Source organism: Aurantimonas marianensis (assembly GCF_024195285.1).
GTDB classification, from domain to species: domain Bacteria; phylum Pseudomonadota; class Alphaproteobacteria; order Rhizobiales; family Rhizobiaceae; genus Aurantimonas; species Aurantimonas marianensis.
Window position 1 is genome coordinate 1 of sequence record NZ_JALHBS010000123.1, and the last position, 12,105, is coordinate 12,105.

At 63.9% G+C, this 12,105-nt stretch carries 9 protein-coding genes and 1 pseudogene; 6 read left to right on the forward strand and 4 right to left on the reverse strand.

The window, feature by feature from the left end:
- From MJ956_RS18335 to MJ956_RS18345, 3 genes are all read right to left on the reverse strand, one after another.
- A partial coding sequence (locus tag MJ956_RS18335) for an AI-2E family transporter (RefSeq protein WP_253965866.1) occupies positions 1 to 1,002 on the reverse strand: 1,002 nt, incomplete at its 3' end.
- A 60-nt stretch (positions 1,003 to 1,062) separates the two neighbouring features.
- A complete protein-coding gene (locus MJ956_RS18340; protein WP_253965867.1) occupies positions 1,063 to 2,406 on the reverse strand; it encodes an erythromycin esterase family protein in 1,344 nt (447 codons plus the stop codon).
- A gap of 473 nt (positions 2,407 to 2,879) precedes the next feature.
- Positions 2,880 to 3,743, reverse strand: a complete 864-nt coding sequence (locus MJ956_RS18345; RefSeq protein ID WP_253965868.1) for a universal stress protein — start codon at positions 3,741 to 3,743, stop codon at positions 2,880 to 2,882.
- Between the two features lie 131 nt (positions 3,744 to 3,874).
- Here MJ956_RS18345 and MJ956_RS18350 point away from each other — a divergent pair, with 131 nt between their 5' ends.
- From MJ956_RS18350 to MJ956_RS18365, 4 genes are read left to right on the forward strand one after another with little or no spacing between them, the layout of a single operon-like run.
- The gene (locus MJ956_RS18350) at positions 3,875 to 4,129 is read left to right on the forward strand and encodes a helix-turn-helix domain-containing protein (protein ID WP_253965869.1); all 255 of its coding nucleotides are present in this window, start codon (positions 3,875 to 3,877) and stop codon (positions 4,127 to 4,129) included.
- Positions 4,117 to 5,835: a cation:proton antiporter gene (locus tag MJ956_RS18355; protein ID WP_253965870.1), complete on the forward strand. Its 1,719-nt coding sequence runs from the start codon at positions 4,117 to 4,119 to the stop codon at positions 5,833 to 5,835. The genes MJ956_RS18350 and MJ956_RS18355 overlap by 13 nt, the downstream gene beginning before the upstream one ends.
- Positions 5,836 to 5,878: 43 nt before the next feature.
- Positions 5,879 to 6,250, forward strand: a complete 372-nt coding sequence (locus MJ956_RS18360) for a cation-transporting P-type ATPase (protein WP_253965871.1) — start codon at positions 5,879 to 5,881, stop codon at positions 6,248 to 6,250.
- Between the two features lie 50 nt (positions 6,251 to 6,300).
- Complete coding sequence (locus MJ956_RS18365; protein ID WP_253965872.1) at positions 6,301 to 7,920, forward strand: MBL fold metallo-hydrolase; 1,620 nt, start codon at positions 6,301 to 6,303, stop codon at positions 7,918 to 7,920.
- A 198-nt stretch (positions 7,921 to 8,118) separates the two neighbouring features.
- On the opposite strand, the gene MJ956_RS18370 is transcribed toward MJ956_RS18365, so the two are convergent.
- Positions 8,119 to 9,102: a zinc-dependent alcohol dehydrogenase family protein gene (locus MJ956_RS18370; protein ID WP_253965873.1), complete on the reverse strand. Its 984-nt coding sequence runs from the start codon at positions 9,100 to 9,102 to the stop codon at positions 8,119 to 8,121.
- A gap of 298 nt (positions 9,103 to 9,400) precedes the next feature.
- On the opposite strand from MJ956_RS18370, the gene MJ956_RS18375 reads away from it, so the two are divergent.
- Positions 9,401 to 9,943, forward strand: a complete 543-nt coding sequence (locus MJ956_RS18375; RefSeq protein WP_253965874.1) for an Hsp20/alpha crystallin family protein — start codon at positions 9,401 to 9,403, stop codon at positions 9,941 to 9,943.
- A gap of 160 nt (positions 9,944 to 10,103) precedes the next feature.
- A pseudogene (gene ftsH, locus MJ956_RS18380) lies at positions 10,104 to 12,013 on the forward strand (ATP-dependent zinc metalloprotease FtsH).
- The last annotated feature ends 92 nt before the right edge of the window (positions 12,014 to 12,105 follow it).

A 12,105-nucleotide genomic window follows, 5' to 3' on the forward strand; every position in this document is an offset into this window, starting at 1 on the left:
CAGAATCAGACCGGCCATTCCGAATAGGACAAGGCCGCCGATCATCGAAATGAATGCCGGAACGGTATGAAGACGGAGCCGGTCTCCAACGAAGATCGGCCGCAGGATATTATCGATACTGCCGACCACCGCGGCGCCCCAGACGGCAAGAATGGCGGCCTTGCCCAAGTCACCGTTGATGGCGAGAAAAATGGCCGCGGGTATCCAGACGATGAACGCGCCCAGCACCGGCACGATGGACAAAAGGCCCATGACCAATCCCCAGAGCAGCGGGGTTGGCAAGCCGAGAAACGAGAAGATCAGGCCACCCAAGATGCCCTGGATCGCCGCGACCGCGATCGTTCCATAGACCGTGGCATGGATGGTATCGACCACGCGCTTGAACAGCCGTCCGGTGTCGGCGTTGGTCAACGGCAATCGTTCTGTCAGAAAACGTCTCGCCGTGGCCTGATCGCGCAGAAAATAGAACAACAGGTAAAAGGTCAGCACGAGCTCGATCACCTGCGCCGCCGAGTTTCGCGCGAAGGCGGCGCCGGCATTGCTCAGCCAGCTCGCCAGATTCGCCATCATCGCCGGCAGGTCGATCTGCTGCTCGATCCACCGCCCGATTGGCGCAATGTTGGGCTGGTCGTCGAGAAGTTGCTGAATTGCGCCGGATCGCAGCTTCGCTTGTACGAGCGATGCGCTGGCGGCCGCCTGTTCGACGAGGCGCTCGACCACGAAAATGGCGGGTGCGGCGACGAGGAGGGCGACGATCAGCACTGACATCAAGGCTGCGACGTTTGGCCATGTCAGTGCCGCTTCGATCTTCGCGTGCAGCGGGGCAAACAGGATCGCCAGGGTCAACGCCCAGGTGAGGGCACCCAGAAAAGGCGCAGCCAATAGGACACATATGACGAACCCGGCAATCGTTGCCGCGGCAAGGACGAGGACACCGCCATGTCCGCCTGTCTCCTCGCCCTTGTCTGGCGATGTGATGGATTCCGTGGTTCGCTGCTTCATCGGAAAGACGCGTTCCTGTCGTGCTCGCGGCCGCGTGATGCTGGATCAGCCTTGGCTCGGCTACACGCCGAACGGATAGGTGTCCGGCACTCCCTTCGGCCGTGGTGCCGGCAGGGGGGTGATTGCCCGCGTTTCTTCAAACCAGACATAGGCGTCGAATTGTTCGGACAGCACCGCCTCGAAATAATGGCTGTAGATCTCCGTTTCCGGACGGTAGACGACGCCGATGGCGCGCTCCAGACGCGGCTTCGACAAAAGCTCGCGCACCTCGCCGTGTTTGGCATCGCGCAGGACCGTCAGTGAGCGCGCGATCCCCGTCTGCCGGAAGACACGCTCGAAGGAATCGGGCCGCGACGGAAGCACGCGCTTGACCTGCATCCGCCCACCCCAATCGTCCGCGGCCGCAACGGTGCCGCGATCGGTGCCGAACCCGATCAGAGCGGCTTCGTCACGGTAGGCGGTCCGGCAGAGTTCGCCGATGTTGAATTCGCCCTGCCAGCCCATCGCCGTGGCCGCCGCATTGCCGATGTGGGAGTTGTGCGCCCACACGACGGCCTTCGCCTTGGGACCGCGCGCATCCATGAGATTTTGAAGTGTATCGAACATGTGCCGGTCACGCAGGTTCCAGGACTCGGTCGAGCCGCGATACATAATGCGGTAATATCGCTCCGCCGTCCGCACGATGCGGGCATTTTGCGCTGCATCGAAATAGTCTTCGCCATCCTTGCGCGTGTAATCGAGACGGTTTTCCAGAAGGGTCTTGAGCTGTTCGACGACCGCGTCTTCGCAGGTATCGCTATACCCCAGCACGACCGAGCGACCGTAAAGGGCCGGATCGACATGCCAGGGTGTCAGACAACCATAACGTCGCCGCGCGGACTCGGCGGCCGGCGGGTCCACGCGCGCAAGATAGTCGATGACGGCCGTCATCGAGGCGTACATCGAATAGACGTCGAGACCGCGGAACTCGACGCGGCGCTCGGCCGCGAGGTCCGCATTGTGCTGACGCAGCCATCCGGCGAACGCCGCGACCTCCTCGTTCCGCCACATCCAGGTCGGGAAGCGGGTAAAGGTCGCCTCATCATAAATCCCCGCCGCGCGGTGGCGGACATGACGATCAATCCGTGCCGCGTCGGGCCAATCGGCTTCCACCGCAACGATGTTGAAGCCGTGCCGTTCGACAAGCTGCCGCGTGATGGCGGCTCGAGCCCGGTAGAATTCCGAACTGCCGTGCGTCGCCTCGCCAAGAAGGACCACGCGGGCATCGCCGAAGCGATCGAACATCGCGCCGAACGCCTCGGCTTTCTCGGGGGCGGGGAGCGGCTCGCAAGCGTGCCTGATCGCTCCGGCGGTCTCGTCGGCGCCTGCCGCCCGGAACTGTTCGGATGGAAGCAGATCTGCCATCGAGATCTCCTGTCTGCGGGGAGGGCGGGTGCCGTCTGGGATCGTCGCGGCCCCGGCTTACCAGGAATGACGACCAGTCTATCGAGGCAAACAACAGACGCGTTGACATTCATCAAGGCGCGCGGCTGCGCTGGGAGTGCGGCGCGTGCGTCCTGCGGCACGGCACTGCAGAAGCGGCGGCGCAATCCTTGATCGGAGTCAAAGGCCGCCGGGGCGCTCTGGCCTAGAGTGTCTTGCAATGGCTTCGGGCCCTGCGGACGCGTATGCGCCGCGCCGGGACAGCCCCCGCCCGACGATTGCGAGGCCGCGATGCAGGATAAAGGAGCGACAGGCACGGTGATCGCGGTTCGCGGAGCGGCTGGTCAGACGCACCGAACAACGTCCCGCTTTTCGCGATTCGTGCCATTGCGTGACGCAAGCAAGTTCACGCCGTGATCATTCTCGAAGCAGCCTCGGCTCCTTAATGATTGCATTCAAGGCGCCGTTGACGGCGGCACTGCGAGAACATCGCGATCGGCGTTACGGAGCACTTTCTCCGCCACGCTACCAAGGAAAAACTTGGCCAGACCGCTCCTGCCGTGAGTTCCGATGACAATCAAGTCCACCGCTTCACCCTTCGCGGTGTTGAGAATCTCCTGCGCAGGTGTGCTCTCATCATGGCGAACGATTTTATCAATGGGCTCTAACTCGGAGGAGTGCACGAATTGCGAAAGCGCCCGTGCGGCGTTCTTGCTTTCCCCATCGAGGTAATGCTCCTTGCCGCTTTTTGGCATCGCATGGCGCATACCCAGACGAAGGGCCGGTGCATCGAACACATGGAGGATCGAGATCCTCGCCCCACGCCCAATCTCCAGCGTCGAGAAATTCCGAGCCGCGCATCTCGCGCCTTCGGAGAGGTCGGTGGTAAGCATGGCATGGCGATAAGGGCCAGTGGGAGCTGCATTCACCATCAGAACCGGCACGGTTACCGTTCGGATCGTACGCTCCGCCGTCGTGCCGATGAACACGTCCCGAAGCGCCTGTCGCCGATGCGGACCGATGACCAACATGTCCGGTGCAATCTCTTCGACGGCTTGGGCGATGCCGGCAAACGCCGCGCCAAGGATTAACCGGGTCGCGCAGGTCACACCATCAACATCTCTGACTGTCGTTGCCAGCTCATGCAGGAGTCGACCCGCGATTTCGCGCTCACTTTCCACGATGCGCCGGGCCTGGTCGTCGTCGACGACATGAACAAGCGACATCGCTGCGCCGAAGTGCTTGGCAAGCAGCGTCGCGCGCCGCAGCGCCCGATCAGATCTCTCGGAGAAATCCGTTGCTACCATGATCGTCTTCATCGTGCGCTCCCTGCGGCGGTTACTCCATGCACCGAAGCATGACGGAACTTCGCTTGCTTTGACCAACGTCAACGAAGATCGGCCATTGCTCGCTAATCTGCCGCAATCCGCTGCATAGAGGCGTATCCCCGATGGCCCGCGACCGATCCCAGACCGTCAAAAAAGTTGCCGAGCGCCTGAAGGTCAGCGAAGCGACTGTTCGTCACAGGATCAGGGGGGAGTATCGCGCGATCGACATCGGCAAGGGATGGCGGATCGCGGACTGCGATCTCAAGGCATTTCTGCGCAGTCACGCGACACGGGCGCGGGGAATCGATCGCGATGCGGAGAGGCCAGAGAATGATGAGCCCCGGGCTGGTGGCGAGAAGGCGAGATGGACGCGCTGATCCATTCTCCTTTCGCCGAGGTGGCGTTGCTGCTCGTCATGGCTGCGGCTATCGGCTTGCTCGGCATCCTGCTCAGACAGCCGCTGATCGTCAGCTTCATTGCGGTGGGCCTGATCGCGGGACCCTCGGCGCTCGACGTGGTGCATTCCGACGAGCAGATCGACCTTCTGTCCGAACTTGGGATCGCCGTGCTTCTGTTCATGGTCGGCATCAAACTCGACGTGAAGCTCATCCGGTCACTGGGCACGGTCGCACTTCTGACAGGGGGTGGGCAGGTCCTCTTCACCTCGATCTTCGGATACCTGATCGGCCTCGCGCTCGGCCTTGGACACGTCACCAGCCTCTATGTCGCGGTCGCGCTGACCTTCTCCTCGACGATCATCATCGTGAAGCTCTTGTCCGACAAGCGCGAGATCGATTCGCTACACGGCCAGATCGCACTCGGCTTCCTGATCGTGCAGGACCTCATTGTCGTGCTGGCGATGATCGTGCTCTCGGCCATCGGGATCAGCGCGGGGGACGGGCATGGCAGCGGATCGGGGGTGACGGTTCTCGCCTCCGGCGCGGCGCTGGTCGCGCTGGTCGTCCTTCTCGCCAGATATGTGGCCAGTCCGCTGATGGAACGGCTGGCGTGCGCCCCTGAACTGCTGGTGATATTCGCCATCGCCCAAGCGGCAATGTTCGCCGCGGTAAGCGATATGGTAGGATTAGGCAAAGAGGTGGGCGGCCTCCTCGCCGGCATGTCGCTCGCCTCCACCCCCTATCGTGAAACCATTGCGGCGCGGCTCGCCCCCCTGCGTGACTTCCTGCTCTTGTTCTTCTTCATCGCTCTTGGCGCTACGCTCGACCTGTCGCTGTTCGGTGCGCATGTTGCAGGCGCCGTCGTCTTCTCGCTCTTCGTGCTGATCGGAAACCCGCTGATTGTGCTCGCGATCATGGGAGCGATGGGCTACCGCAAACGCACGAGCTTTCTTGCCGGTCTGACCGTGGCACAAATCAGCGAATTCTCCCTGATCTTCATCGCCATGGGCGTCTCGCTCGGCCATGTGCAGGAAGATGCGTTGGGGCTCGTGACGATGGTCGGTCTCGTGACCATCGCGGCCTCCACCTATATGATCACCTATTCCCACCAGCTATACGGCGTCTGCGAGCCGCTACTCGGCATCTTCGAGCGCAGGGGCACCCCGCGCGAGCGGAGCGAGGCCGGCGCCCACCACGGCGACAGTTGCAAGGTGCTCATCTTCGGACTTGGCCGCTTCGGCACGGCGATCGGGATACGCCTGAACAAGCGCGGCATCCGTGTGCTGGGAGTGGACTTCAACCCGCTGGCGGTGAGGCGCTGGCGCGAGCTTGCACTCGACCCGGAATTCGGTGACGCGAGTGATCCCGAGTTCGTGGCCAAACTGCCGCTGTCGCGAGCCGAGTGGATCGTCTCCACCATCCCGATCCATCCCACTGGTCTCAGCCACGAGGATACGCGCATTACGCTTATCCAACTGACCCGCGCCTCAGGCTTCCGCGGGCGCATCGCGGTGACGTCCCACAATGCGCGCGACACGGAGAATCTCTTCGGCGCGGGCGCGGACATTGTGCTGGAGCCCTTCCAGGACGCAGCCGACCGTGCCGTGGATCTGCTCAGCGGCGCTCCCGAGGAAGATCGCACTGAAATTCCTCCGATCGAGACGGAAGAGAAGCAGGCGTCATGAGCGGCGGGACCGCAAGCTCGCAACCATCACTGAAAGCGATCGAATGACTGAGCAACGCCAAGTATCCGCCTTCCACGACCTGCCATCAGATGAAGCGCTCAATCTGCTACAGGCTACCGCGGTGGGCTTAGGCTCGGAGGAAGCGGCCGTCCGTTTGCAGACGCATGGGCGGAACTGCCTGCTGGAGCCGCCAAGGCGAAGCACGCTGTTGCGGTTCCTCGGACATTTCCACAACGTGCTGATCTATGTGTTGATTGCCGCGGCGGTGGTGACAGCGGCTCTGCAGCACTGGGTCGACACGGGCGTGATCCTCGCGGTCGTCTTCGTCAACGCTGTCATCAGCTTTGTCCAGGAGGGGCGGGCCGAACAGGAGTGTGATGTCCTCGGGCCTGCCGTTAGGCGATCACCGACCTGAACGCGACGACCGACGGCATTCAATTCCTACGATAACGACGGGAGTTTTCGATGAGCCACGACAGCGCCAAGACGGTCCCGGGGCCGATCCTGCGGTTCCACGGAGCGGCACAGGCCGTCACAGGCTCCTGTTTCGAACTGGAGGTTTCCGGCGGCCGGCTTTTGATTGACTGCGGCCTGTTCCAGGGATCAAAGTCGGAGAAGGAGCTGAACTACCGCGCCTTCCCGTTTGAGCCCAAGCAGGTCGATGCGGTGCTGCTGACCCACGCTCACATCGACCATTCCGGTCTGCTGCCGAAGCTGACCAAGCACGGGTTCGCCGGCCCCGTCTTCGCCAGCCGCGCGACCCGGGATCTGTGCAGCGTCATGCTGCCCGACTCAGCCTATATCCAGGATACCGAAGTCGCGCATCTCAACCGCCGCAACAGGCGGCGCGGTCGCAGGGCCGTGGCGCCCATCTATGACGCCGCCGACGTCGCCCGATGCCTGAGCCAGTTTCGGGCTGTCGCGTTCGCCGCATGGTTCGATGTGATGGCCGGCGTCAGGGCGCGTTATTGGAACGCGGGGCACCTTCTTGGCTCGGCCTCCATCGAAATCGAGATCGCCGGCTCTGGAGATCGACCACTGCGGCTGCTGTTTTCCGGGGACCTCGGCCCGGCTCACAAGCTGTTGCAAGCCGATCCGGACGCGCCGAGCGGCTTCGACTATGTCATCTGCGAAAGCACTTACGGCGACGAAGATCGTGCCGGGGCGTCGGAAGCCGATCGTCGCCGGATATTGCGGGACGCGGTGAGGGCGGCGAACAACCCGGACGGGGCGCTGCTGATTCCGTCCTTCGCGGTCGAGCGGACGCAGGAGCTCCTAGTCGACCTGCAGCATCTCATCGAAACCGGCGATCTGCCGGCGATTCCGGTCATCATCGATTCGCCGCTCGCCACCCGTGCCACCGGGGTCTTTCACGATCATGCGGGGGAATTGGAGCACGGCGACATTCTGTCCCGCGCTTTGCGCGCACCCAACATCCGCTTCACCGAGACGGTCGACGAGAGTAAGGCGCTGGACCGGCTGAAGGGCTTCCATATCGTAATCGCGGCCAGCGGAATGTGCGAGGCCGGACGCATCAGGCATCGCCTGAAGAACTGGCTGTGGCGGCCGGAAGCGACGGTGTTGTTCGTCGGCTTCCAGGCCCAGGGCACGCTGGGCCGGATCTTGAAGGACGGGGCCCATCAGGTCCGAATTCAAGGCGATGAATTCGTCGTGCGGGCACAGATCCGCGAGATCGATCTCTACTCCGGCCATGCCGACGGACCTGAGCTTTGCGACTGGCTGTCGGAACGGCGTCCGGTGGAGGCCGGTCTGTTTCTCGTGCATGGGGAAGTCGAGGCGATCGAGGGGCTGAAGCAGCGTGTGAGCGCGGTGGTTCCGAACGAGCGGGTTATCGTGCCGCGATTGGACGACGGATTCAGGCTCACGGCCGAGGCCGCCATCCCGCTGAAATCCGACACGCCGCGCCGCCTCGATCCGGGCAAGCTGGCTCGTCTCGACTGGCATAACGACGTTTCGAAACTCTTCCTCGATATCAACGAGCGGCTCGAGAAGGCGGCCGACGACAAGGCGCGCGGGGTGGTGATCCGGACGCTTCGACGCGCCCTCGGCGCGAGTGACGGCTAGCTGCGCGAGACCGCCTACTCGCCTTGAGCCGGATCAATGCCGGCCCCCCTTGCCCGGTCGATGATTCAGGCTGCGGCAGGAGCGGGAAATTCCTTGCGCTTGCGAAACACGGGCCAAGGCGATGCATGATGGGACACTGCAGCAGGACATCATCGACGAACTCGACTTCGAGCCAAGCATCGACGCTGCCGCAGCGTGTCACGGTACCAGCACGGCAGCGCCCTGAAATCGGCCAGTCCTCAGATCGGCGAGCGCCTTATTCGCCGCTTCCAGCGGATAGACATGGGTGGTCGTCTTCACCCCGGCCTCCGGCGCGATTTCCAGGAACTCGGCAGCATCTTGCCGGGTCAGATTGGCGACGGAGCGAATCTGGCGTTCTTCCCACAGGAGCCGATAGGCAAATTCCGGAATATCGCTCATGTGGATGCCGCCGCAGACCACCCGGCCGCCCTTCTTCACGGCCTGCAAAGCCTGTGGAACCAGCGCGCCGACCGGAGCGAAGATGATCGCTGCGTCCAGCGGGTCGGGCGGCCTCTCGTCCGAACCTCCAGCCCAGCGGGCACCGAGCGACAGGGCCATCTCCCGAGCCGCGCGGTCGCCGGGGCGGGTGAAGGCGTAGACGTCGCGCCCCTGCCAGCGGCAGATCTGGGCGAGGATGTGCGCGGCGGCGCCGAAGCCGTACAGGCCGATCGCCTGACCCTTCCCGGCCATGCGAAGTGAGCGCCAGCCGATCAGCCCCGCACACATCAGCGGCGCGGCGGCGACCGGATCGTCGAAGCCCGTCAGCGGAAAAGCGAAGGCGGCGTCGGCAACGACATGGGTCGCAAAGCCGCCGTCCCGCGTGTAGCCGGTAAACAGGGGCTGGTCGCAAAGGTTCTCCGCGCCGGCGATGCAATAGGGGCAATGCCCGCAGGTGTGCCCGAGCCAGGGAATGCCGACCCGCATGCCGGGGGATAGCATCTCGACCCCGTCACCGATGACGTCGACGAGGCCGACGATCTCGTGGCCGGGCACGATCGGCGGCGTGGGCTCCGGCAGGTCGCCATCGACGACATGGAGGTCCGTGCGGCAGACCGCGCAGGCTTCGACCCGGACGCGGATCTGGCCGGGGCCGGGCAGGGGATCGGGGCGCTCCTCCATCGACAGCGGCTGTCCGATTGCGTGGAGGACCATGGCTTTCATGTTGCGTTCTCCCCGGCGTGGAGCGGATTGGCAAGAGCGCGTCGCGCAAACGTCGCCGCATTATTTCACGCCCGAAGATGGCGAGACTTGATCCCGCTCAAACGCCGCGATGATGCGAAATCTTGATCAGGATCAATGCCGAAGCTGCATGCGCGGGCTTTGGTTGTCCTGTTTCGTGGGAACAGCGGGCGGGCTCGGCCTCCTCAAGTACTCCGTGCGTGGCCGGCAAGACCTTCGCGGCGCGCCGGCGCGCCCGCCACGAAAGAGGGGCGGGCTCGTTCACCCAGAGGAGAATATCATGACCGATACAGCGACCAAGCTTCCCGTCAAGACCGACAAATCCAGCGCGCCCTCGACTTCGGTGTCCGGTCCTTGGGCACCGTTCGAGACGCTCCGGCACGAGATGGAGCGCCTGTTCGACAGATTCGGCGGCGGTCGTTCGCGAACGATGCTCGCCCGTCCGACTTTCGATTTCGATCTCTCCTGGCCGCGGGAGATGGCGTTCGGAACCGTCCCTGCCGTCGACATCGCGGAAAGGGAGACAGAATACGAAATCACGGCGGAATTGCCGGGATTGGATGAGAAGGACGTCGAGGTCAAACTCGCCAATGGCGCGCTGATGATCAAGGGCGAGAAGAAGGAAGAGAAAGAGGAGAAGGAAAAGGACTACTACCTCTCCGAACGCCGCTACGGCTCCTTCACGCGCTCCTTCCGGGTTCCCGACGGGGTCGACGCCGACAAGATCGCGGCGAGTTTCACCAAGGGCGTGCTGACGGTCAAACTGCCGAAGACGGCCGAGGCGCAGAGCAAGGAAAAGAAGATCGCCGTGACGGCCGCCTGACCGGCTGGTCCGCCAAGGAGAGCGGTCGTCGCGGGTGTTCCCTGCGGCGACCGCCGTCATGTTCATGCGCTTGTCTTGCCGCAGCCGCATTTCCCGCACGTCTTGATGCAGTCGGAAGTGGACCGTCAAGACCGCGTCTCTCGATTGACCGGAGCCACCCATGGCCAAGGATTCGCCGACGCCGCCGCAAAAGCAGACAATCATCATCTGGTACGTTCTCGCGGCGATCCTCGGCTTCACCTTGCTGCAATGGGCCTGGGGAACCTATTCGGAAATCGAGACCATTCCGTTCAGCCAGTTCGAGGAGCTTTTATCCCAGAACCGCGTGGCGGAGGTCACGGTCGGCGACGACACTGTCCAGGGGACGCTTAAGGAGGCTTTGCCGAGCGGCAAGACGCGCTTCATCACCAACCGCGTCGACACCGGGCTGGCGGACAAGCTCATCGCCCACGGGGTCACCGTGACCGGTGCGCCATCCAGTGGTTTCGCGGGAACTCTGCTTGCCTGGGTGCTGCCGTTCTTCGTCATCTACGTGATCTGGATGTTCCTCTTCCGTCGCATGGCCGGGGGGCAGGGTCTGGGCGGCCTCATGTCGATCGGCAAGTCGCGGGCCAAGGTCTATGTGGAGAAAGACACCAAGGTGACCTTCGCCAATGTCGCCGGTGTCGACGAGGCCAAGTCGGAACTGCAGGAGGTCGTCTCCTTTCTCAAGGACCCGACGACCTATGGCCGACTGGGCGCGCGCGTGCCCAAAGGCATTCTCCTCGTCGGGCCACCGGGCACCGGCAAGACGCTGCTGGCCCGCGCCGTGGCGGGAGAGGCGGGTGTGCCGTTCTTCTCGATCTCCGGATCCGAGTTCGTCGAAATGTTCGTCGGCGTTGGCGCGGCGCGGGTCCGCGATCTTTTCGAACAGGCGCGCAAGGCCGCACCGTCGATCATCTTCATCGACGAGCTCGACGCTCTCGGCCGCAGCCGCACGGCGGGCGGCTATGGCGGCTTCGACGAAAAGGAGCAGACGCTCAACCAGCTGCTCGCCGAACTCGACGGATTCGATCCGAGTGTCGGCGTCATCCTGCTCGCCGCCACCAACCGGCCGGAAATCCTCGATCCCGCGCTGTTGCGCGCCGGTCGCTTCGACCGCCAAGTGCTGGTCGACCGGCCCGACCAGGCGGGCCGCCTGGCCATCCTCAAGGTGCATGCCGGCAACATCATCCTCGATGACGACGTCGACCTTGCCAAGGTCGCCGGCCTGACCACGGGGTTCACCGGGGCCGACCGCGCCAATCTGATCAACGAGGCGGCGATCGCCGCGACCCGCCGAGACGGAGCCTCGGTGACATTCGGCGACTTTACGATCGCCATCGAGCGCATCGTCGCCGGCATCGAAAAGAAGAGCCGTGTCTTAAGCGAGAGCGAGCGCCGCCGCGTCGCCTATCACGAAATGGGCCATGGGCTGGTCGCGGCCAATCTGCCGGGCGTCGATCCGGTACAGAAGGTCTCGATCATCCCGCGCGGCGTCGGCGCTCTCGGCTATACCATGCAGCGGCCGACGGAGGATCGGTTCCTGCTCGCCGCCAGCGAACTGAAGAACCGGATCGTCGTTCTGATGGGTGGGCGCGCCGCCGAAGATCTGATCTTCGACGGCGATGTGTCGACCGGTGCCGCGGACGATCTCCAGAAGGCGACCGATATCGCCATCGAAATGGTGACGCGCTACGGCATGGATTCGGGCCTCGGCGAGCGGACCTATACGCGGCCCGCCCAGGCGTTTCTCGCCGTGCCGCAGAGCCGCTCATTCGAGGCCTCGCAAGCCACCGAGCGCGAGATCGACCTGGCCGTCCGGGAAATATCGTCGAGGGCGCGCACTTTCGCGCCAGGGATATCCTCGCAGGACAGCGTACCGATCTGGACGCCGGGGCGAAGATGCTGCTCACCCGGGAAACGCTGACGGCGGACGAGTTCGCGCCATTGCAAAGCAGGTCGCCAACCGCCGCAAGTTCGTCCGGCGCCCCGCCGTCACCGAAGGCCGCGGTGGCAGCCTTCAAGACGGACGGATCACAGCCGGCTTGAGGGACGTTCCGAGGCAGACGCCGGCGCCTTGTCGGCGCCCCGGCTCGCAGACCTTTCGCAGGTGCTGGCGCCGAACAGGGCGTAGGCCGGAC